This window comes from Kitasatospora sp. NPDC023176 (genome assembly GCF_055560495.1).
The window spans coordinates 175892-197585 of sequence record NZ_JBVHIP010000013.1 but is presented as its reverse complement, the minus strand read 5'-3'; the positions used below and the strand labels follow the sequence as shown (position 1 = coordinate 197585).

The 21694-nt window shown below is 71.8% G+C and carries 21 protein-coding genes and 1 pseudogene; 15 read left to right on the top strand and 7 right to left on the bottom strand.

The features are described 5' to 3' along the window. The first annotated feature begins 70 nt into the window (after positions 1-70). The 3 genes from ACZ3YL_RS20200 (at position 71) to ACZ3YL_RS20190 (ending at position 2828) form a co-directional block, all read left to right on the top strand. Positions 71-1354 carry a L,D-transpeptidase gene (locus ACZ3YL_RS20200; protein ID WP_317621162.1) on the top strand — a complete coding sequence of 428 codons (1284 nt, stop codon included), beginning with the start codon at positions 71-73 and terminating at the stop codon, positions 1352-1354. 65 nt (positions 1355-1419) lie between these two features. Further along, positions 1420-1971, top strand: coding sequence for a SigE family RNA polymerase sigma factor (locus tag ACZ3YL_RS20195; protein WP_188305940.1), 552 nt, complete (start codon positions 1420-1422; stop codon positions 1969-1971). Further along, positions 1968-2828 carry a hypothetical protein gene (locus ACZ3YL_RS20190; protein ID WP_465658810.1) on the top strand — a complete coding sequence of 287 codons (861 nt, stop codon included), beginning with the start codon at positions 1968-1970 and terminating at the stop codon, positions 2826-2828. Before ACZ3YL_RS20195 ends, ACZ3YL_RS20190 begins: the two co-directional genes overlap by 4 nt. Positions 2829-2915: 87 nt before the next feature. On the opposite strand, the gene ACZ3YL_RS20185 is transcribed toward ACZ3YL_RS20190, so the two are convergent. Both ACZ3YL_RS20185 and msrA read right to left on the bottom strand, forming a co-directional pair. Next, positions 2916-3281, bottom strand: a complete 366-nt coding sequence (locus tag ACZ3YL_RS20185) for a cupin domain-containing protein (protein WP_188303138.1) — start codon at positions 3279-3281, stop codon at positions 2916-2918. A gap of 137 nt (positions 3282-3418) precedes the next feature. Beyond that, complete coding sequence (gene msrA / locus ACZ3YL_RS20180) at positions 3419-4084, bottom strand: peptide-methionine (S)-S-oxide reductase MsrA (RefSeq protein WP_188303139.1); 666 nt, start codon at positions 4082-4084, stop codon at positions 3419-3421. A gap of 116 nt (positions 4085-4200) precedes the next feature. On the opposite strand from msrA, the gene ACZ3YL_RS20175 reads away from it, so the two are divergent. Next, on the top strand, positions 4201-5355 hold the full coding sequence (locus tag ACZ3YL_RS20175; protein WP_188303140.1) for a cystathionine gamma-synthase: 1155 nt from the start codon (positions 4201-4203) through the stop codon (positions 5353-5355). Positions 5356-5367: 12 nt separating this feature from the next. Here the strand turns inward: ACZ3YL_RS20175 and ACZ3YL_RS20170 are convergent, their stop codons facing one another. After that, complete coding sequence (locus tag ACZ3YL_RS20170; protein WP_188303141.1) at positions 5368-5850, bottom strand: MarR family winged helix-turn-helix transcriptional regulator; 483 nt, start codon at positions 5848-5850, stop codon at positions 5368-5370. Positions 5851-6064: 214 nt separating this feature from the next. Between ACZ3YL_RS20170 and ilvA the strand changes: the two genes are divergently transcribed. The 3 genes from ilvA to ACZ3YL_RS20155 all read left to right on the top strand — a co-directional run bounded on the left by ilvA (position 6065) and on the right by ACZ3YL_RS20155 (position 9432). Beyond that, positions 6065-7276 carry a threonine ammonia-lyase gene (gene ilvA / locus ACZ3YL_RS20165; RefSeq protein WP_465658807.1) on the top strand — a complete coding sequence of 404 codons (1212 nt, stop codon included), beginning with the start codon at positions 6065-6067 and terminating at the stop codon, positions 7274-7276. Between the two features lie 205 nt (positions 7277-7481). Beyond that, positions 7482-8573, top strand: coding sequence for an ATP-binding cassette domain-containing protein (locus tag ACZ3YL_RS20160; RefSeq protein ID WP_465658805.1), 1092 nt, complete (start codon positions 7482-7484; stop codon positions 8571-8573). Between the two features lies 1 nt (position 8574). Next, positions 8575-9432 (top strand): ABC transporter permease, encoded by an 858-nt coding sequence (locus ACZ3YL_RS20155; RefSeq protein ID WP_188303144.1) that lies wholly within the window; start codon positions 8575-8577, stop codon positions 9430-9432. A gap of 144 nt (positions 9433-9576) precedes the next feature. On the opposite strand, the gene greA is transcribed toward ACZ3YL_RS20155, so the two are convergent. Together greA and ACZ3YL_RS20145 are read right to left on the bottom strand one after the other, a co-directional pair. Next, complete coding sequence (gene greA, locus ACZ3YL_RS20150) at positions 9577-10077, bottom strand: transcription elongation factor GreA (protein WP_188303145.1); 501 nt, start codon at positions 10075-10077, stop codon at positions 9577-9579. 406 nt (positions 10078-10483) lie between these two features. Then, on the bottom strand, positions 10484-10897 hold the full coding sequence (locus ACZ3YL_RS20145; RefSeq protein ID WP_188303146.1) for a DUF4307 domain-containing protein: 414 nt from the start codon (positions 10895-10897) through the stop codon (positions 10484-10486). 242 nt (positions 10898-11139) lie between these two features. On the opposite strand from ACZ3YL_RS20145, the gene mca reads away from it, so the two are divergent. The 3 genes and pseudogenes from mca to ACZ3YL_RS20130 all read left to right on the top strand — a co-directional run. Next, a complete protein-coding gene (mca, locus tag ACZ3YL_RS20140) occupies positions 11140-12045 on the top strand; it encodes a mycothiol conjugate amidase Mca (protein WP_188303147.1) in 906 nt (301 codons plus the stop codon). Positions 12046-12093: 48 nt separating this feature from the next. Continuing rightward, the gene (locus ACZ3YL_RS20135) at positions 12094-12285 is read left to right on the top strand and encodes a hypothetical protein (protein WP_188303148.1); all 192 of its coding nucleotides are present in this window, start codon (positions 12094-12096) and stop codon (positions 12283-12285) included. Between the two features lie 175 nt (positions 12286-12460). Further along, a pseudogene (locus tag ACZ3YL_RS20130) lies at positions 12461-12586 on the top strand (DUF255 domain-containing protein); the annotation flags it as partial. 159 nt (positions 12587-12745) lie between these two features. On the opposite strand, the gene ACZ3YL_RS20125 reads toward ACZ3YL_RS20130, so the two are convergent. Then, positions 12746-13432: a response regulator gene (locus ACZ3YL_RS20125; RefSeq protein WP_465658802.1), complete on the bottom strand. Its 687-nt coding sequence runs from the start codon at positions 13430-13432 to the stop codon at positions 12746-12748. Further along, complete coding sequence (locus tag ACZ3YL_RS20120) at positions 13429-14874, bottom strand: sensor histidine kinase (protein WP_465658800.1); 1446 nt, start codon at positions 14872-14874, stop codon at positions 13429-13431. Before ACZ3YL_RS20120 ends, ACZ3YL_RS20125 begins: the two co-directional genes overlap by 4 nt. A 204-nt stretch (positions 14875-15078) precedes the next feature. Between ACZ3YL_RS20120 and ACZ3YL_RS20115 the strand changes: the two genes are divergently transcribed. From ACZ3YL_RS20115 to ACZ3YL_RS20095, 5 genes are all read left to right on the top strand, one after another. Beyond that, positions 15079-15648, top strand: a complete 570-nt coding sequence (locus ACZ3YL_RS20115; RefSeq protein WP_223241827.1) for a hypothetical protein — start codon at positions 15079-15081, stop codon at positions 15646-15648. Beyond that, positions 15645-16319, top strand: coding sequence for a class I SAM-dependent methyltransferase (locus ACZ3YL_RS20110; protein ID WP_465658798.1), 675 nt, complete (start codon positions 15645-15647; stop codon positions 16317-16319). Before ACZ3YL_RS20115 ends, ACZ3YL_RS20110 begins: the two co-directional genes overlap by 4 nt. Positions 16320-16431: 112 nt before the next feature. Next, positions 16432-18528 (top strand): thioredoxin domain-containing protein, encoded by a 2097-nt coding sequence (locus ACZ3YL_RS20105; RefSeq protein WP_465658796.1) that lies wholly within the window; start codon positions 16432-16434, stop codon positions 18526-18528. A 139-nt stretch (positions 18529-18667) separates the two neighbouring features. Then, the gene (locus tag ACZ3YL_RS20100) at positions 18668-19921 is read left to right on the top strand and encodes a GNAT family N-acetyltransferase (RefSeq protein ID WP_465658794.1); all 1254 of its coding nucleotides are present in this window, start codon (positions 18668-18670) and stop codon (positions 19919-19921) included. Positions 19922-20004: 83 nt separating this feature from the next. Then, positions 20005-21681, top strand: coding sequence for an alpha/beta hydrolase (locus tag ACZ3YL_RS20095; RefSeq protein ID WP_465658792.1), 1677 nt, complete (start codon positions 20005-20007; stop codon positions 21679-21681). Positions 21682-21694: the final 13 nt, after the last annotated feature.

Here is a 21694-nt window from a genome sequence, read left to right as displayed (position 1 = left end):
GGAACCGTGGGCAGCCGGATTGCGTTTCTGTATCCGTAAATGCCCGGGATGATCAGCAGGGAGACGCGACGTGACGGCACGGGACGGTCAGGGGCGGGTGGCCGGAAGCAACTGGAGCCGACGCGGAGTGCTCGCGGGCCTGATCGGGGCCCCCGTACTGCTGCTCGCCGCCTGCAACGACAACAGCGGTGGCAACGGCGGCAGCGGTGGCAGTGGCGGCAGCGGTTCGGGCGGCGGCAACGGCACCCCGGGTTCGGGCGGCGGCAGCACCCCGAAGACCTCGACCGCCGTGATCACCGTCAGCCCCGCGGACGGTGCCACCGGCGCCAGCTTCAGCGAGCCGGTCAAGGTGACCGTCAGCAACGGCACCCTGAGCAGCGTCAAGGTCACCGACTCCACCGGCAAGGAGCTGGCCGGCCAGCTCTCCGCCGACAACACCAGCTGGACCTCGGCCGCGGCCCCGGCCAGCGGTACCAAGTACTCCGTCACCGCCAGCGGCGTCGACAAGGACAAGCTGGAGGCGGACGCCAACGCCACCTTCACCACGGCGACCCCGGCCAACACCTTCGTGGGCTACTTCACCCCCGAGGACGGCTCGGTGGTCGGCGTCGGCATGCCGGTCTCGATCAACTTCAGCAAGCCGGTCACCGACAAGAAGGCCGTCCAGTCGGCGATCACCGTGATAGCCGAGCCGGGCGTCGAGATCGTCGGCCACTGGTTCTCCAGCACCCGCCTCGACTTCCGGCCGCAGGAGTACTGGGCCAAGGGCACCAAGGTCACCCTCAAGCTGCGGCTCAAGGACGTCGAGGGCGCCAAGGGCGTCTACGGCACCCAGTCCAAGGACGTCAGCTTCACCATCGGCCGGGCCCAGACCAGCGTCGCCGACCTCGCCACCAAGAAGCTCACCGTCACCACGGACGGCCAGGTCAGCGCCGTCTACAAGATCTCCGGCGGCGCCCCCGAGCACACCACCTGGGGCGGCAAGATGGTCATCTCCGAGCAGTTCACCCAGACCCGGATGAACTCGCAGACCGTCAACCTGGGCAGCGAGTACGACATCGCCGACGTGCCGCACGCCCAGCGGCTCACCACCTCCGGCACCTTCATCCACGGCAACTACTGGTCCTCGTCGTCGATCTTCGGCGGTCAGAACACCAGCCACGGCTGCGTCGGCCTGCAGGACGCCAAGGGCGCCCAGGACAGCAGCACGGACGGCTTCAAGTTCTACAAGTCCTCGATGGTCGGCGACGTGGTCGAGGTCGTGAACTCCGGCGACAAGACCGTCGCCCCGGACAACGGCCTGAACGGCTGGAACCTCAGCTGGGCCGACTGGAAGGCCGGCAGCGCCGTCTGACCCACCTCTGGGAAAAACTCCCGGGCGGACCGAACCTCGCGGTCCGCCCGAGGAGTCAGGTGGGTGTGAAACGCGAGCAGAGACAGCGACAGGACGCCGAGTTCAGCGCGTTCGTCGCCGGGAACGGCCGCCGGCTGCTGAGGCTGGCCGAGCTGTTGACCGGCGATCCCGAACGGGCCAAGGACATCGTGCAGTCGGCGCTCGAACGCGCCTACCTGCACTGGCACCGGATCACCGGTGACGACCCCACCGCGTACGTCCGCCGGATCGTGGTGAACCAGCACCGCGACTGGTGGCGCCGGCTGTGCAACCGCGAACTCCCCACCGACCACGCCCCGGACCGGCCGCTGGCCGAGGACCTGGCCGAGCGACAGGCCCAACGGGCCCTGCTGCAACAGGTGTTGGGAACGCTCACCCGCCGGGAGCGGACGGTCGTCGTGCTGCGGTACTACGGGGACCTCACCGAGGCCGACATCGCGGCCGAACTGGGAATCGCCCGGGGCACCGTGAAGAGCACCCTCCACCGGGCGCTGTCGAAGCTGCGCGCACACCCCGAACTCGCCGACCGCACCGGCGGCCCGGCGGGACCCACGACGCAGATCGAGGTGACGGTATGAGCTTCGAGGACAGGCTCTTCGAGGACAGACTCGGAGAACTGCTCAGGAACGAGGACCCGGACGCGGCCGCACCGCAGCCCGCGGCGGTCATCGCCGGGGCCCGGCGGCGCCGCGCCCGGCGCCGGACAGCGGCCGGGGCGGCCGCGCTGGCCGTCGCCCTGGTCTGCGGGGCCACGGCGGTGACGGCGGGCGGCGCCCGGCACGACGGGGGCGTCGCGGCGGGAGCGGCGGCTTCGGTGTCGGCCCCGTCCGCGGGGGGCGCCGGTGTGGTGGTGACTCCCCCGGCGACTCCCAGGGCGACCCCGACCGCGACGCCGAGCCCGGCTTCGACCCTGACGCCGCCCCCGAGCCCGGCGCCGGGCACACCGGGGACCCCGAGGCTGCCGCTCTCGCCCGTGCGGCAGGTCGCCCCCGGGGAGAAGGTCGCGATCACCGACGACGTCCGTTTCAGGGTCACCGCGACCGAGCGCTGCGACGAGGCCCGCCAGGCCGACGGCAGCTGGCACACGACCTTCGGCTGCCGGGACGCCACCAGCGACAACCTCGACCACACCAAGCCCACCATCAACACCCAGGGCGCGGGCGGCCCGACGATGGGCATGTACCTGGGCCCGACGCCGGCCCGGATCGTCGCCTTCCAGAACGGGACGCCCTACCTGGCCACCGTGGTGACCACCGAGGGGATGAAGGGCTGGGTGGCGTACTACGTGCTCGTCCCGCCGGTCGACCCCAACGACCCGGCGAGCAAGGCGGGTTCCTTCGTCGTCGCGGCCTACGACGCCGACGGCAAGCTCCTCGCGGAGAACCCGTTCCCGCGGCGGGACGGCGGCCACGACCACGCCCCGGCCACGCTCTGACGTCCTGGCGTACGGCGCCCCGGCGTACGGCGCCCCGGCGTACGGTGCCCTGACGTCCTACCGCCCGGCGCCCGAGGGCCCGGCGTCCTAGCGCCGCCTCGCGTAGTCCGCGAAGCCCTGCCAGTCCACGATCACGCACGGTTCGTCGCCCAGGATCCAGGCGTCGTGCCCGGGCGGGCAGATCATGAAGTCGCCGGGGCCGTACTCGGCCTGCTCGCCGTCGTCCATGACGATCTTCATCCGGCCCGAGACCACGTACCCCATGTGGGCGGCCTCGCAGCTGTCCGTCTTGGCGAGCGGCTTGATGTGCTTGGACCACTGCCAGCCGGGCTGGAACACCGCCCGGCCCACCGGTCCGGCCTCCAGGTTGACCAGGCGCAGTTCCCCCGTGCCCTCCTCGAAGGGGCGGACTTCCTCGGGATCGTCGAAGTTCTTGCGGACGAGACCGGACATGGCACGACTCCTCTCCACGAGGGCGGCCCGGCCACCGGGGGTGGCCGGGCCGCCCTGCCGGTGTCTCCAGTCTGCGCCCGGATCGGGGCGCGGTCACTTTGGGTGGCCGCGCCCCGGCCGCGGTGCCGGGCGGCGGTTCAGCCCTGGGTGCGGGCCACCCCGATCGGGCAGGAGGCGCCGGTGCCGCCGAGACCGCAGTAGCCGTTGGGGTTCTTGGCGTCCGACAGGTACTGCTGGTGGTACGGCTCGGCCGGGTAGAACGGGCCGGCCGGGGCGATCTCGGTGGTGATCGGGCCGTGGCCGAGCGCGGTCAGCGCGGGCTGGAAGGCGTCCCGGGTGGCGGTCGCGGCGGCGGCCTGGGCGGGGGAGTGGGTGTACAGCGCCGAGCGGTACTGGGTGCCCACGTCATTGCCCTGGCGGTTGCCCTGGGTCGGGTCGTGGGCCTCCCAGAAGGCCTTCAGCAGCCGCTCGTAGGAGATCACCGCCGGGTCGAAGACCACCCGGACCGCCTCGGTGTGCCCGGTCAGCCCGCTGCACACCTCCTCGTACGTCGGGTTGGGCGTGTGGCCGCCCTGGTAGCCGACCAGCGTCGTCCAGACGCCGGGCAGCCGCCAGAACGTGCGCTCGGCGCCCCAGAAGCAGCCCAGCCCGAAGTCGGCCACCTCCAGCCCCTCCGGGTACGGGCCGGTGAGCGGGTGGCCGAGCACGGTGTGCGGCTCGGTCAGGGCGAAGCCCGCGGCCTGGCGGCCGGGCAGCGCCTGGTCGGCGGGGACGAGCGAGGACTTGTGGCGGTTGAACAGCACGGCCTGCTCCAGCGGGGTAGGGAGGGTTGCCCAGGATTCAACGCGCCGGACGGCCCGTGGATTCCGTCCGGGCATTCGGGCGGGCGTCCGGCCGTCCGGCCGTTAGGCTCGGAGCCATGACCGAGCACCAGCTTCCCCAGGGCTTCGAGACCCTCGCCATCCACGCGGGTCAGGAAGCGGACCCCCAGACCGGGGCCGTCGTCACGCCGATCTACCAGGTGTCCACCTACAAGCAGGACGGGGTGGGCGGCCTGCGGGGCGGCTACGAGTACAGCCGCAGCGCCAACCCGACCCGCACCGCGCTGGAGGAGTGCCTCGCCGCGCTCGAGGGCGGCGCCCGTGGCCTCGCCTTCGCCTCCGGCCTCGCGGCCGAGGACACCCTGCTGCGCACCATCCTCAAGCCGGGCGACCACATCGTGATCCCCAACGACGCCTACGGCGGCACCTTCAGGCTGTTCGCCAAGGTGCTGACCCGCTGGGGCGTCGAGTTCTCCGTCGCCAACACCCAGAAGCTGGACGACGTCCGCGCCGCGCTGCGCCCCAACACCCGCGCGGTGTGGGTGGAGACCCCGTCCAACCCGCTGCTGGGCATCACCGACCTGGCCGGCCTCGCCGAGGTCGCGCACGGCGCCGGCGCGCTGCTGGTCGTCGACAACACCTTCGCCAGCCCGTACCTGCAGCAGCCGATCGCGCTCGGCGCGGACGCGGTCGTGCACTCCACCACCAAGTACATGGGCGGCCACTCCGACGTCGTCGGCGGCGCCCTGGTGCTGGCCGAGGCGGGCCTCGGCGAGGAGGTCGCGTACCACCAGAACGCGATGGGCGCCGTCTCCGGGCCGTTCGACGCCTGGCTGGTGCTGCGCGGCATCAAGACCCTGGGCGTCCGGATGGACCGGCACAGCTCCAACGCGGAGAAGGTCGCCGAGCTGCTGGCGAGCCACCCCAAGGTCAGCCAGGTGCTGTACCCGGGCCTGCCCGAGCACCCCGGCCACGACATCGCCGCCAAGCAGATGAAGGCCTTCGGCGGCATGGTCTCGTTCCGGGTCGCCGGCGGCGAGGAGGCGGCCGTCGAGGTCTGCAACCGCGCGCAGCTGTTCACCCTGGGCGAGTCGCTGGGCGGCGTGGAGTCGCTGATCGAGCACCCGGGCAGGATGACCCACGCCTCGGCGGCCGGTTCGCCGCTGGAGGTGCCGGCCGACCTGGTGCGCGTCTCGGTGGGCATCGAGTCCATCGACGACCTGCTGGCCGACCTCAAGCAGGCGCTGGGCTGACGGATTCGGGGCTCACTGCCCCTGCTGGTCCGCCGTGTACGACTCCATCGCGTGGTTGAAGCGGGCCAGCAGGGCGCAGAAGGCCCGCTGCTCCTCGGGCGGCCAGCCGGCCGTCAGGCGGCGGGTCAACTCGGCCCGGCCGTCCCGGACTTCGGCGAGCCGGCCGGTGCCGCAGGAGGTCAGTGCGAGCCGTACGGCGCGGCGGTCGGCCGGGTCCTGCACCCGGCCGACCAGCCCGGCCGCGACCAGCGGGGCGACCTGGCGGGTCACCGTGGAGGAGTCCACGCCGAGCGCCTCGGCCAGCGCCTTGACGTTCGCCGGCCCGTGCCGCTCCAGGCGGTCGAGCAGGAGGTAGGCGGCCCGGTCCAGCGCGGCGACGCCGCCGCCGGAGGATCGGACCTGTTCCATCCGGCGGGCGAACACCGCCAGCTGGTACTGGAGTTGGGTGTGTACGGGCTCGGTTCGGTCGGTGGCCTGGGGCGAGGTCGTCGTCATCGCGGCTCACGATCGTCATGCGGTGAGAGAAGCTCAGAAGCAGCAGCGTACGCGGGTGGAGCGAGCCCGGGAACAGGCCCGACGCCCCGTCTTGCCGGTGTCCCGCGCCCCGGGGGCGCGTCGTGCGGGTCCTCGTCGGGTCCGCGTGCGGGTCCTCGTCGGGTCCTCGTCGGGTCCGCGGCACGACCCGTAGGACGCGTCCTAGGCTGAGGTCATGCACAACTGGCCGATCACCCTCGACGACGTCCGCGGCGCCCAGAAGATGCTCGCCGGGGTCGCCCGGGTGACCCCGATGGAGGGCAGCCGCCACCTGTCCGGGCTGATCGGCGGGCCGGTCCACCTGAAGTGCGAGAACCTCCAGCGCACCGGGTCGTTCAAACTGCGCGGGGCGTACGTGCGGATCGCGGGACTCTCGCCGGTGCAGCGGGCCGGCGGGGTGGTGGCGGCCAGCGCCGGGAACCACGCCCAGGGGGTGGCCTTGGCGGCCTCGCTGCTGGGGGTGCGCTCGACCGTGTTCATGCCGGTCGCGGCGCCGCTGCCGAAGGTCGCCGCCACCCGCGACTACGGTGCCGAGGTGCGGTTGCACGGCACCACCGTGGACGAGGCGCTGCAGGCCGCGCAGCGGTACGCGGAGGCGACCGGCGCGGTGTTCATCCACCCCTTCGACCACTGGGACGTGGTCACCGGCCAGGCGACCGTCGGCCTGGAGATCCTGGAGCAGTGCCCCGAGGTGCGCACCATCCTGGTCGGGGTGGGCGGTGGCGGGCTGCTGGCCGGGATCGCGGCGGCGGTCAAGCCGCTGCGGCCGGACGTCCGGGTGATCGGGGTGCAGGCGGCGGCCGCGGCCGCGTACCCGCCCTCGCTGGCGGCCGGGCGGCCGGTGTCGCTGGAGCACTACGCCACCATGGCCGACGGGATCATGGTCGGGCGCCCCGGGGACATCCCGTTCGAGGTGGTCAACACGCTGGCGGACGGCGTCCGGACGGTCTCCGAGGACGCCCTGTCGCGTGCCCTGCTGCTCGGGCTGGAGCGGTTGAAGCTGGTGGTCGAGCCGGCCGGGGCGGCCCCGATCGCGGCGCTGCTGGAACAGCCCGACTCCTTCGAGGGCCCGGTGGTGGCGGTGCTGTCCGGTGGCAACATCGACCCGCAGCTGATGCAGCGGGTGCTGCGGCACGGGTTGGCGGCGGCCGGGCGCTACCTGTCGCTGCGGGTGCGGCTGGCGGACAAGCCGGGCTCGCTGGCGGACCTGCTGGGGGTGCTGACCAGGGTGGACGCCAATGTGCTGGACGTCGCGCACGTCCGGACCGACCCGCGGCTGGGGCTGACCGAGGTCGAGGTGGACCTGCACCTGGAGACCAAGGGGCCGGAGCACTGCGCGCTGGTGGTCGGCGAGTTGCGGGACGCGGGGTACGTGGTCGCCGGCTGAGCGCCCGGCTGCGCCGGCGGATCCCCCTTTCCGCCGGGCCCGTCCGGTCAATCCCCTTGACGCGATGTATCGCGAGTTGCCAGACTCGCGATACATCGCGTTCGCGTTCTGTGTCGGTGGCCGAGAACCGAGTCGCCCATGCGCCCGTTCGAGGGGCAAAGTGGGACAGATCGCTCACATTCGTCCGAGGAGATGAGGCAGGCCCATGGCGCCAGCCATCCAAGCCGAGAACCTGGTGAAGACCTTCGGCGACGTACGAGCCCTGGACGGCGTCAGCCTCGACGTCCCCGAGGGCACGGTGCTCGGGCTGCTCGGCCCGAACGGCGCCGGGAAGACCACCACCGTGCGCGTCCTCACCACCCTGCTCCGTCCCGACTCCGGCCGCGCGGTGGTGGCCGGCGTGGACGTCCTCAAGCGCCCGAACCAGGTCCGCAGCCTGATCGGACTCTCCGGCCAGTACGCGGCGGTCGACGAGTACCTGACCGGCTTCGAGAACCTCACCATGGTCGGCGAGCTGTACCAGATGCGCACCCGCGACGCGAAGGCCCGCGCGCTGGAGCTGTTGGAGTGGTTCAACCTCACCGAGGCCAAGGACCGCACCGCCAAGACCTACTCCGGCGGCATGCGCCGCCGCCTCGACCTCGCCGCCGCGCTGGTCGTCCGCCCGCCGGTGATGTTCCTGGACGAGCCGACCACCGGCCTCGACCCGCGCAACCGGCTCGCGCTCTGGGAGGTCATCGAGACGCTGGTCGAGCAGGGCACCACGCTGCTGCTCACCACCCAGTACCTGGAGGAGGCCGACCGGCTCGCCCACGACATCGCGGTGGTCGACCACGGGCGGGTGATCGCCCGCGGCACCGCCGACCAGCTCAAGGCGCAGATCGGCGGCGAGCGGATCGAGGTCGTGGTGCACGACCCGGGCCTGGTGGCGGACGCCGTCGCGGCCCTCTCCGGGTACGCGCTGGGCGAGCCGGCGGTGGAGAGGAACACCCGGAAGATCACCGTGCCGGTCAGCGGCGGCGCCCGGGTGCTCGCCGACGCGATCCGCGAGCTGGACGGCCGGGGCATCGAGATCGACGACATCGGCCTGCGCCGCCCGACCCTGGACGACGTCTTCATCACCCTCACCGGCCACGTCGCCGAGGCGGCCGAGGAGGACGACGGCGCCGGCGCCAAGGGCCGCGGCCGGGGTGGCCGGGGCCGGGGAAAGAGCGGCGGCGGAGCGGACGGCGGCGAGGGCGGCGAGGGCCAGGGGCCCGACCAGCAGCAGGCCGTCACGGCCGGAACGGAGCGCTGAGATGAGCACCGCCACCGAGCACGCCATCGGCGCACCGATGCCGACGCCCCGCCGGGGCCTGTCCGCGACCCTGCACGACTCCTGGGTGGTCGCCAAGCGCAACCTGCGCCGGATGTCCCGGATCCCCGAGATCGTGGTGTTCGGGCTCATGCAGCCGGTCATGTTCGTGCTGCTGTTCTCGTACGTCATGGGCGGGGCGATCAAGATCCCCGGGACGAACTCCAGCTCCGACACGTACATCCAGTACCTGATGGCCGGCATCTTCGCCCAGACCGTCACCTTCGCCGTCGCCGGCGCCTCGGCCGGCATCGCGGAGGACATGACCAAGGGCCTGGTGGACCGCTTCCGCTCGCTGCCGATGGCCCGCTCGGCGGTGCTGGTCGGCCGCACCCTCGCCGACCTGTGCCAGACCGCGTTCACCCTGGTCGTGCTGGCGCTGGTCGCGCTGCTGGTCGGCTGGCGGATCCACGAGGGGGCGCTCAAGGCGCTCGGCGCCTTCGGACTGCTGCTCCTGCTCGGCTACGCCTTCTCCTGGATCGGCGCGCTGATCGGCCTGTCGGTGCGCAGCCCCGAGGCGGCCACCTCGGCCGGGCTGATCTGGCTGTTCCCGCTGACCTTCGTGTCCAACGCCTTCGTGCCGGTCAGCTCGATGCCGAGCTGGCTGCAGGGCGTGGCGTACTGGAACCCGTTCAGCGCGACGGTGCAGGCCTGCCGGGACCTCTTCGGCAACCAGGTCGGGCCGGTGGACAGCGCCTGGCCGATGCAGCACGCGGCGCTGGTGTCGGTGCTGTGGTCGCTGGTGATCACGGCGGTGTTCTCCTGGCTGTCGGTGCGCAAGTACCGCTCGGCCGTGGGGTGAACCGCTTCCTCGGACGTGGAACGCCGTGAACGGGCTGAACGCCTGAGGGCGGCTGCGGGTCCAGGGGACTCCGCAGCCGCCCTCGGCGGTGCAGTGGTGCAGTGGTGCGGTGGTGCAGTGAAGCGTCAGGGGTCGGGGGCCGGATCAGCCGGCGTGCGGCACGACCTTGACGACCTTCACCATGGCCGGCTTGCCGTTCGGCAGCTCGTAGGTGGCCTCGTCGCCGATCTTCTTGCCGTCGATCGCGCGGCCCAGCGGCGACTGCGGCGAGTAGACGTCCAGGTCGTCGGCGCCCGCCACCTCGCGCGAGGCGAGCAGGAACTCCATCAGGTCGTCCTCGTCACCGTCGAACGCGACCGTGACGATCATGCCCGGGGCCACCACACCGGAGTCGGCCGGGGCCTCGCCGACCTTGGCACGCTCCAGCAGCTGGGTCAGCTGGCGGATGCGGAGCTCGTACTTGCCCTGCTCCTCCTTCGCCGCGTGGTAGCCGGCGTTCTCCTTGAGGTCGCCCTCCTCGCGCGCCGCCTCGATCTTCTGGGCGATCTCGATGCGCCAGGGTCCGGTCAGGTGATCCAGCTCCGCCTTGAGCTGGTCATAGCCGGCCTGAGTGAGCCAGGTCACGTTCTCGCTGGTCTGGGTCACAGGTGCTCCTCGTAGGTGCTGGGGCTGTGCTGAGGGTGTGCGTCGTCAGCAGGGTCGACGGTGATTTCGGTCTTAACTACAAAGCAACGCCCGCTCCCGTACCATCCGGTGCGGAAAGGGCGAAACCACGAGCCTAACAAGTCCTGCCGACAAGCGGGAGAGGCGTTGTCGTGGCATTGACGGTGGCGTTGCGCCACGGTGTACGGCAACCGGGTGCGGGACTCCCTACGGATGCCCGTTCTGCCGAACGAATATGCGTCGCCGGGCCGTTCCCGGTCGCTGCGCGGGCCGTCGCCCGCTCGCCGTGCAAGCCGTCGCCCGCCCACCGTTCGGGCCGTTCCCCGGCCGGGCCGTTCCCCGGTCGATGTGCAGACCGCTCCCCGGCCACTTCACGGACCGTCCCCGGTCACTTCGCCGGGGTGCAGCCCAGCAGTTCGGCGGTGGTCCCCCGGGCGGTGGTGCGCAGGGTGACGGTGGCCTCGTAGCTCGACCCGGCCGCCGGGACCGGGAAGTCGGCCACCCCGACCACCGCGTGGTCGTCGCTCTGCGAGCGGACCGTACAGGTGCCGGCCGTCCCGTCGCCCTTGCGCACGGTCAGGTGCAGCTGCACCTCGGAGTCGGAGAGCACCTGGAAGGTCGGCACCGAACCGTTGATCTTCGACTCGCGCAGCAGGTAGGAGCCGCCCAGCCAGGCGATCAGACCCAGGCCGAGCACACCGCAGACCGCGCCGATCGTCTTCAGACGGCGGTCCGACTCGCTGTCGCCGCTGCGGCCGTAGCGGCCCTCGGGCAGCCGCGGGGCGGTGCTCTGTGCAGTCATCGGACTCCGTCCTTTCCTGGGGAGGGACCGTGCGGGCGGTGCGGGGGAATGCGACGGACCTCCAGTCCGTCACTATAGGAGGGGCTCGCCCGCGGCCGGTCCGGCGGGGGCGGGGCTCGGCCGCGCCGGAGTCCGGCGCCGAAGGCCGGCCTTGCGGCGACGCGGTCCCGAAGTGAGCGGTTCGTACGGTGGGCAGACCGGACTTCGCGGAACGCCCGACGATGTGGAAGGAACGCAAGGCGTTGACTGAGCAGTTGCGACTGATGGCGGTGCACGCCCACCCGGACGACGAGTCCAGCAAGGGCGCGGCCACCATGGCCATGTACATCGAGCAGGGTGTGGACGTGCTCGTGGCCACCTGCACGGGGGGCGAGCGCGGGTCGGTTCTCAACCCCAAGCTCCAGGGGGACCCGTACATCGAGGCGAACATCCACGAGGTGCGCCGCAAGGAGATGGACGAGGCGCGGGCGATCCTCGGCATCAAGCAGGCCTGGCTGGGCTTCGTCGACTCCGGCCTGCCGGAGGGCGACCCGCTGCCCCCGCTGCCCGAGGGCTGCTTCGCCCTGCAGGACGTCAAGGAGGCGGCCGAGCCGCTGGTCCGGCTGATCCGCGAGTTCAAGCCGCAGGTCATCACGACCTACGACGAGAACGGCGGCTACCCGCACCCGGACCACATCATGACCCACAAGATCACCATGCTGGCCTTCGACGCCGCCGGTGACCCGGACGCCTACCCCGAGGCCGGCGAGCCCTGGCAGCCGCTCAAGCTCTACTACAACCACGGCTTCCCGATGGGCCGCATCCGCGCCCTGCACCAGTACCTCACCGAGCACGGCCACGACTCCCCGTACGGTGAGTGGATCGCCGGCTGGGAGAAGAGCGGCCGCAAGGAGCGCGAGATCACCACCCGGGTGCGCTGCGACGACTGGTTCGAGACCCGCGACCGCGCCCTGATCGCCCACGCCACCCAGATCGACCCGGACGGCCCGTGGTTCCGCGTCCCGCTCGACGTCCAGCGCGAGGTCTGGCCCACCGAGGACTACGAACTCGCCCGTACCCTGATCGACGTGGACCTCCCGGAGGACGACCTGTTCGCCGGACTGCGCACCCCCAGCCTGGCGGCCGAAGCCGCCGACGCGCGCGACTGACCCACCCCCGACGGCCCGGCTCGGCGTGAGCCGGGCCACCATAGAGATATGAGTGCCCCCGTGAACCTCATCCACATCGCCGCTGACCTCGCCGTCGACGACGCCAAGGTCACCCCCGGTCTCCTCGGCTTCGTCGTCTTCGCCGCCCTCGGCGTGGCGACGTGGTTCCTGGCCAAGTCGATGAACCGGCAGTTCAAGAAGGTCGACTTCACGGAGGAGCCGGAGGCCCCCAAGGAGTGACCCCGCGGGCCTGCGGGCCTGCGGCTTCGCGCGTTTGCGAGCTCCGGGCTCTCGGGTCAGGGCGTGACGACAGTCGGACCGGCTTGGGGGAAGCCGGTCCGGCGGGCCGTGCGCCTCGGCCCGGCCGGGGCGGCCTGACGGGTGCGGGGCGTCCGATGCGGGGGATGGGGCGGCGCCGAACCGTCTCGCGGACGCGACCTCGCCGTGCCTGCTGCGGCATGCCGAGAACCCGGTCGACTGGTGGCCCCGGAGGCCCGAGGCGTTCGAGGAGGCGCGGCGGCGTGGGGTGCCGGTGCTGCTGATCCCGGCCCGTGCCGGCGAGATACGCGGCCTTCGGTGTCGATGTCCGGGGCAAGCCGGAGCCGCTTCGACTCGAATCCCGCTGCGGCCGGGGGGGTGAGCCGGCGCATCCGGAGGACGCGGCGAACGCGTGGCCGGCGATCGTTCCTCTCACCCTGCCCTACCGTCTACGCGGCACGAGTCCGGTCTCGTAGGCGATGATCGCCAGGTGGACGCGGTCCCGGGCCTCGAGCTTGGCGAACAGACGCGCGACATGCGTCTTCGCCGTCGCCGCGCTGATCACCAACCGCTCGGCTATCTCAGCGTTCGACAGGCCCTGTCCGACCAGTGCCAGCACCTCGCGCTCCCGGTCGGTGATCCCCGCGATGAGACGTGAGTCCGGGTCGGGCTCGGTGTCCGGTGCGGGGGCCACGGGGGTGGCGGAGGTTCCGGCGAAGTCCGCGATCAGCCGACGGGTCACGCTCGGCGCGATCAACGCGTCGCCGGCCGCCACCACGCGGATCGCGTCCAGGATCGCGTCCAGGGCCATGCTCTTGAGCAGGAATCCGCTGGCACCGGCGCGCAGTGCGCCGTAGACGTACTCGTCGTCGTCGAAGGTCGTCAGCACCAGCACCTTGGGCGGGTCCGGTTCGGCGGTCGCCTGCCGGGTCGCCTCGATCCCGTCCATGCCCGGCATCCGGATGTCCATCACCACGACGTCCGGCCGCAGCTCACGCACCAGGCGCACCGCCTCGCGGCCGTCGCCGGCCTCGCCGACCACCTCCAGGTCGTCGGTGTCGCCGATCAGGATCCCGAGTCCGACCAGCATCAGCGGCTGGTCATCGACCAGCAGTACCCGCACGCTCATGCCGGGAGCCTAGCCGCCACCCGGAATCCGCCCTCCGGACGCCGGCCCGCGCTGAACTGGCCGGACAGCAACGTCACTCGCTCGCGCATGCCGAGCAGGCCGAAGCCGCTCCCGCCGGCCGCCGCCGAGAGCCTCGGACGGCCGGGCCCGTCGGGACCGTCGTCCCCGTCGTCCACCACCTCGATCGTCACTCCTGCCGGCTCGTATCCGACCGCGACCCGGCACGTCCGCGCACCGGAATGCCGCACCACGTTCGTCACCGACTCCTGGACGATCCGGAACGCCGCCAGCTCGATCTCCGGCGGCAGCGGACGCCGCTCGCCCCGCCAGGCCACGTGGACCCGCACCCCGGCGTCGGCCGTGCGTTCGGCGAGCTGCGGGAGATCGGCCAGGCTGCCGGCCGGTGCCAGCGGAGCGGCCTGCGGCATGGCGTCGTCCGGCTCGGCGCGGCGGAGCGCCCCGAGCATGCGCTGCAGTTCGAGCAGCGTCTGGCGGCTGGTGGACTCGATGCCGGTCAGCGCCTGCCGTGTCTGCTCGGGCTTGGTGTCCACGACCCGCGCCGCCGCTCCCGACAGCACCGTGATGATCCCGATGCTGTGCGCGACGCTGTCGTGCAGTTCGCGGGCGATCCGCAGCCGCTCGGCCATGACGACGCGGGCCGCCCTCTGCTCATGCAAGGCTTCGAGGTATTCACGGCGTTTGCGATACACCCCCCCGATGACCCACGCGACCGCGAGCCACAACGCGTACTGCCCGGCCCACCCGGCCGCCTCGCCGACGGAGCCCTCGGGGTTGACGTGGGTGAAGTTGACGAAGGCGGCCGCGACGGCCGCGACGGAGCCGACGGCGGCAGCCTTCGGCCGCCGGACGGCGAGGTACCCGCCCAAGGCGATGAGCAGGATGAACACGGTCAAAGGCCGCGCGCCGAAGATGTCGCTGAGGGCTGCTTCGCCCAGGACCGCCGCGAAGACCGCCGCCGGCAGACGGTGCACCAGCAGAACCGGAAGGGCGAGCACGACGCACAGACCGACCGTCTGGAAGGGCCCGAGGCCGGGAAACCAGAACAGGCCGTCGAAGTACCGAGCCTCAGGGACCGGCATCGTGAAGCAGAGCATCAGCGCGTAAAAGCAGGCGGTGGCCAACACCACGGCCTGTGGCCTCAGCCAGGTCACGCGCTTCGATGTCGGCAGACGCCGGAGAAGCTCATCCATACGGAGATCGTATTCAGCGGCTCCGGCTCCACGCGTCGCCCCGGGGATGTACGCGGGGTACACCCCCGGGCCGAAGGCCCGGGGAACGGTGACATCCGCCGGCCGACGCGACGGATCACGCTCTGTTCGTAGGTTCGTGACCATGACGAACACACCGATGATCGATCTTCGCGACAGGACGAAGAAGTGCGACGGCGGCCCGCCCGCGCCGGCCGGTGTGGCCTTGTCCACGACGATGCGGATGGTCCTGGGCCCGGACGCGCCCGATTCCGGCGCCCCTTTCGCCGATGGACGCCCCCGCACCAGGCGCTGCGACCCGCTCGAGCAGGTCTGGGCGCCCGTGGATGCCACCGCGACGAACCCGTCGCTCGAGCGCCGCGCACCGCACGTCCCGGCCGCAAGTGGCCTGGCATCACTGTGCTCTGAACCAGCGAGGTGACGGCCGTTTCCGGCCTGTCCGGCATCCTGCGCCGCCATGTTGGCGGGTTCTCCGCGGGCATGAAGCGGGGCCTGGAATGGCGGACCACCAACACGATCGATGTGCTCGGCAGCGCTGACCACGTGGGCTGGTCGGCGGTGCCGGACAGACCCGGTACCCGAAGCCCGCGACGTCTCGGCAGGGCCTTCGCCACCGTGGGCCTGATGATGATCCCGTGGGTTCTCTATCTGTCGATGTCCTTGCCGAAGCAGGCGATGGATGGTCACTGGGCCCTGGACTGGGTCGTTCTGGACAGTTGCGAGGCACTGGCCTTGTTCGCCACCGGTCGATTCCTGAAGCGGGCGGATAACCGCTGCACGCTGACCGCCACAGCGGCCGCTGCGCTCTTCCTGACGGACGCCTGGTTCGACGTCACCGCGGCGACACCCGGGGGCGCGTTGGCTGTCGCGATCGTCATGGCCGTATGCGCCGAAATTCCCGTCGCCATCGTGTGCACCGTCTTGGCCTTACGGCTGATCCGCCACCCATTCCCGCAGTCCGAAACCACTGAACAGGAATCACCGTGAACGCCACTATCAGTCGGATGCCGAACCGTACCCACCCGACACGCCACACCAAGATCGCGGCGGCGGCCGGTGTCGCTGCTTTGACGGCGGGAGCCTTGTGGTTCACCGATCAGGCACCCTACCCATACGCACAGCGTCGACTGCTCGATATTCAGCTTCCATTCCTGACCAAGACGGATCTGGACTCGATGCTCCAGCCGCGAGCAGGAGAACGCATCCTCGAACTGGGCCCGGGCACCGGCCTGCAAGCGTTGCACGTCGCACCACAGTTGGGCCCGAGCGGACGCCTGGACATCGTGGACATCCAGCAGGAAATGCTGGACCACGTCATGACACAGGCAGAGCGGGGTGACATCTCCACGATCCACCCGCACCGCGCGGACGCTCGTGAACTGCCCTTCGAGGACCACAGCTTCGACGCGGTCTATTTGGTCACCGCTCTTGGCGAGATCCCTGAACCGGAGCGAGTGCTGAGCGCGGCGACCCGCGTACTGAGGCCCGGCGGGCGATTGGTGGTGGGCGAGTTCTTCGACCGGCACTGGATTTCGTTCGGCCGCCTGCACCGGATGGCCGACCGGAACGGCCTGCACTTCACCGCGCGTCGTGGGCCCAGCTTGGCGTACATGGCCCGATTCCGCCCGTGCGGACGCACGGCGGCCACCAGAGGCTAGCTGCTGCAGCAGCCGACCAAGCGCCTGCTTCGGCGGATGCGCACCTTCGACACCAATCCGGGGATCAGCCGCCAGTCCGTTCCGTGGCCCCGGATACGGGAGGATGGGGGGCATGCCGAACCGTCTCGCGGACGCGACCTCGCCGTACCTGCTGCAGCATGCCGAGAACCCGGTCGACTGGTGGCCCTGGGGGCCCGAGGCGTTCGAGGAGGCGGAGCGGCGTGGAGTGCCGGTACTGCTGAGTGTCGGGTACGCCGCCTGTCACTGGTGTCATGTGATGGCGCACGAGAGTTTCGAGGACGCCGGACTGGCCGGGTACCTGAACGAGCGGTTCGTCGCGGTCAAGGTGGACCGGGAGGAGCGGCCGGACGTCGACGCGGTGTACATGGAGGCCGTGCAGGCCGCGACCGGGCAGGGCGGTTGGCCGATGACGGTCTTCCTCACACCCGACAAGGAGCCGTTCTACTTCGGCACCTACTTCCCGCCCAGCCCCCGGCACGGGATGCCGTCCTTCCGACAGGTGCTGGAAGGCGTGGACGCGGCCTGGCGGGACCGGCGGCAGGAGGTCGGCGAGGTCGCCGCGCGGATCAGGGCCGACCTGGCCGAGCGGGCCGCCGTCTACTCGGCCGGCTCCCACCACCCGCCGGCCGACGCCGACCTGCACCAGGCGCTGGTCGCGCTCAGCCGGGACTTCGACCAGGCCCACGGCGGCTTCGGTGGGGCGCCCAAGTTCCCGCCGGCCATGGTGATCGAGTTCCTGCTGCGCCACCACGCCCGGACCGGCTCCGAGGCGGCGCTGGAGATGGCCGTCCGCACCGGCGAGGCGATGGCCCGCGGCGGCATCCACGACCAGCTCGGCGGCGGCTTCGCCCGGTACGCGGTGGACGCCGGCTGGGTGGTGCCGCACTTCGAGAAGATGCTGTACGACAACGCCCTGCTGCTGCGCGCCTACCTGCACCTGTGGCGGGCCACCGGGTCCGGGCTGTGGCAGCGGGTCGCGCTGTCCACGGCCGACTTCCTGCTGCGCGAACTCCGTACGCCCGAGGGTGCGTTCGCCTCCGCGCTGGACGCGGACAGCCTCGACGAGGAGACCGGGGCGACGGCCGAGGGCGCCTACTACGTGTGGGAGCCGGGCCAGTTGGTCGACCTGCTCGGCCCGGCCGACGCGGCCACCGCGGCCCGGCTGTTCACGGTGACGGCGGAGGGGACCTTCGAGCACGGGACATCCGTTCTCCAACTCCTCACCGAGCCCGAGTCCGAGTCCGGGGCCGTTGCCGAGTTCGGGGCCTTCGCCGAGTCCGGGGCCTTCGCCGAGTACGAGGAGATCCGGCGGCGGATGTTCGAGGCGCGGGCGGCCCGGCCCGCACCCGCCCGGGACGACAAGGTGGTCGCCGCCTGGAACGGCCTCGCCATCGCCGCACTCGCCGAGACCGGCGCCCTGCTGGAGCGCCCCGACCTCATCGAGGCCGCCGAACGCGCCGCCGACCTGCTGCTCGCCGTCCACCTCACCCCCGACGGACGGCTGCTGCGCACCTCCCGGGACGGCCGGCCCGGCACCAACGCCGGCGTCCTGGAGGACTACGCGGACACCGCCGAGGGCTTCCTCGCGCTGTACGCCGTCACCGGCGCGGCCGAGTGGCTCCAACTGGCCGGCGGCCTGCTCGACACCGTGCTCAAGCACTTCACCGACGAGACCTCCGGCGCCCTGTACGACACCGCCGACGACGCCGAGGAACTCATCCGCCGCCCCCAGGACCCGACCGACAACGCCACCCCCTCCGGCTGGACCGCCGCCGCCGGAGCCCTCCTCGGCTACGCCGCGTACACCGGCTCCGACCGGCACCGCACCGCCGCCGAACGCGCCCTCGGCATCGTCGGCGCACTGGCCGGGCGGGCCCCGCGGTTCATCGGCTGGGGCCTGGCCGTCGCCGAGGCCCTGCTGGACGGGCCGCGCGAGATCGCCGTCGTCGGCCCGGCCGGCCACCCGGCGACCGCGGCCCTGCGCCGGGCCGCCCTGCTCGGGACGGCGCCCGGCGCGGTCGTCGCGGTCGGCGAGCCGGGGGAGGCGGCCGCCGAGGTGCCGCTGCTGGCCGACCGGCCGCTGGTCGCCGGCGCGCCCGCGGCCTACGTCTGCCGGCACTTCGCCTGCGAGACGCCGACCACCGACCCGACGGTGCTCGGCGAGCGGCTCGGGGCGGTGCTCGCATAGCCGGGGTTCGAAGGGCCGGGGTCCGAATGGCCGGGTTCGATGAGTCGGGTTCGATGAGTCGGGTTCGAGGAGCCACGCTCGCATGGCCGGGCTCGGATAATCGCTGGCGGGCGGGCGTCGAGCGGGGCGAGGATGGGCCATGACCTGGACCTTCAGCACCTCGCTCGACGACTTCCGGTCTCACACCGGCGCGTTCCTGGCCGCCCGCCCGGCGGAGAACACCGTCCTGCTCACCCTCACCCACCGGCTCGCCGAGGCCGGGCTCGACGCGTTCGGGGAACGGCCGCCGGTCTTCGGCTGGTGGCAGGCCGATCCGGGCGGTCAGGTCCAGGGCGCCTTCCTGCGGACCCCGCCGTACGCCCACCGGCTCTCCTGCATGCCGGAGGCCCTGGCGGCCGAGCTGGCGCTCGAACTGGCCGACGCCGAGGGCGAGTTCGCCGAGGTGACCGGAGTCGGCGGCGGGGCCGGGGCAGTCCGTGCCTTCTCCGACGCCTGGACGGCCGCCACCGGTGCGGTCCGGTCCGGTGGCGTCGAGGAACGGCTCTACCGGCTCGGCGAGTTGACCGACCCGCCGCGCCCGCCCGCCGGCCGCCACCGGCTCGCCGAACCGGCCGACCGCGAACTGCTGATCCGCTGGCACCAGGAGTTCACGGCCGAGGTGAGGGTCCCCGGCAACGCCAACCCGGCCCGGATGGTGGACGACCGGATCGCGGCCGGCGGCTTCCACCTCTGGGAGGACGAAGGCCACCCCGTCGCCATGGCCGCCACCAGCCCCGTCCTCGCCGGAATGTCCCGCATCGGCCCGGTCTACACCCCGCGCGACCACCGCGGCCGCGGCTACGCCAGCGCGGCCACCGCGGCCGCGTCCGCCCACGCGCTCGCCCGGGGGGGCGGCGGAGGTGCTGCTCTACACCGACCTCGCCAACCCGACCAGCAACTCCATCTACCAGCAGATCGGCTACCGGCCGGTGGAGGACTGCCTGGTGGTGGACTTCCGGGCACCGTAGGGCGGTTACGCGTCCCTGGTCAGGTGGCCACCGGTCACACCGACCACCTTCGTCTCGAAGGGGTCGTGGGCCGGCGTCGCGGTCGGCGTCGCGGCCGGCGGCGGCAGGTGGTCGGTGTTCTGGTAGCTCTGGGCACAGGTGATCAGATGGCTCCCGGCCGTCTTCATGTCGGTGGAGAGCCCGTCCAGCAAAGTCTTCCAGGCGCCGCCGCACCCCGTCAGCGCCGCCCCGCTCTGCCAGCCGGCCAGGCTCCCGGCGGCCGTGCTGCTCGGCTCCGCGAGCTTCGCCGTGTCCTCGGGGACCTTCCCGGCCACCGTCAGCGCGTTGTTCCCGGCGGCGGTCAACTCGCCTGGTCTTACGGTGAATCCCGGATCCTGCCCCACTGATTCCCCCTGACATCCGTGTCGGCTGCGGACGCTATGGTAGCTGTGAGTGTCGTGGGGGACACAGGACGCACAGGGGGCCGGGGATGGACATCGCAAGCCTGCGGAACGCCAAACTGGCGGACCTGTACACGGCGGCGGGGGCGTACGACACGTTGGCCGCGGCGTTTCATCAGCACGTCGACGACTGGAAGAGCGGAACGACGGACCGGGTCCACGGATCCCAGTGGACCGGCCCGTCGGCCGACGCCGCGATCCCCGTGCTGGACGGTCACACCGCCAAGATGCGCGCGGCGACGACCGAGCTCAGCCTCATCGGGAAGGAGATCCGCGACTGCGCTGATGCCATGACGCTGGCCCAGGACCGCCTGAGCAAGGCGTTGTCCGACGCTCAGGCCAAGGGCTTCTCGGTCAGCGACACCGGCATGGTGAGCTGGCCGGCATCGACCAACCCCTACCAGGCCACCGACTGGGAGGCCAAGCAGAAGGCTGCTGCTGACGAGATCGGCAAGCAGATCGGCAAGGCGCTGTCCGAAGCGGACGAGGCCGACTCCGCCCTGACCGGCACGCTCAACAGGTTCGCGGGGCATGCCAAGGACAAGTCGGGCCTGGACGAGAAGACAGCCGGCGCCGATGCCTACGTGGACCAGTTCGGTGACGCGTCCAATCCGATGTGGCAGCGGGGCATGCCGGGCAAGGACGCCGCCCCGACGGAGGTCAACTCCTGGTGGAAGGGGCTCGGACCGCAGGGCCAGCAGTGGGTCCTCAGCCACCACCCGGAGGCGCTCGGCAATCTCGACGGCATCCCCGCGGAGATCCGGGACCAGGTGAACCGCAAGCACCTGGAGGACCTGATGGGTCCCATCAGGGTCAAAAAGAAGCTGGGCCAACCACTGGATTCCAGCGACAAGGCGAACCTCGCCCTCTACGGCCCGATCGGCGCCCGCCTCGCCGCGAGCCAGGGCGATCCGCCGATCTACCTGTTGGGCCTCGGCGACGAGGGCCAAGGCCGGGCGGTCCTCTCATACGGGAATCCGGACACCGCCACCGACGTCTCCGCGTACGTGCCGGGGATCACCACCACCATGGACAGCCTCGGGCTGGGGAAGAACGACGGGACCAACGAGGCCGAGAACGGGCTGAACCTCTACCGCGCCGCGAGCGGCAGGGCCCCGGCCGGCCACTCCGTCGCCTCGGTCGTCTGGCTCGGCTACGACTCGCCGGGGATGGACCTCGGAGCCGCGTCGACGAAGGCGGGCAAGGACGGGGCCCCGGCCTACGCGAACTTCCTGAGCGGTGTGCGGGCGAGCCACGAGGGCACCCAGCCTCCCCACGTCACTGCGGTCGGGCACAGTTACGGGTCGTACCTGGTCGGCCAGGCCACCAAGCTCGCCACCCAGCCGGGTTCGCACTACGTGCCTCCGGACGACGTGGTCTTCATCGGAAGCCCGGGCGTCGGTGTGGACAAGGCCTCCGACCTGAGGATGCCCCCCGGCCACGTCTGGGTCGGTGCGGCCGACAACGACATCGTGACGCACGCTCCGTCGAAGTTCAGCATTGACCCGGACGAGCGCTGGTACGGACGGGATCCGTCGAGCAAGCACTTCGGTGCCAACCGCTTCACCGTCGACGACTGGAGTCGCGGCAATCCCATCGACGCGCACACCAAGTACCTGAACGGGCGCGGCGGGCCCTCACTGGACAACATCGCGGCCGTCGTCACCGGCGGCGGGGGCGTCAAGCTCCAGGGGCAGCGCGGGTGAAGCGGCCACGGCG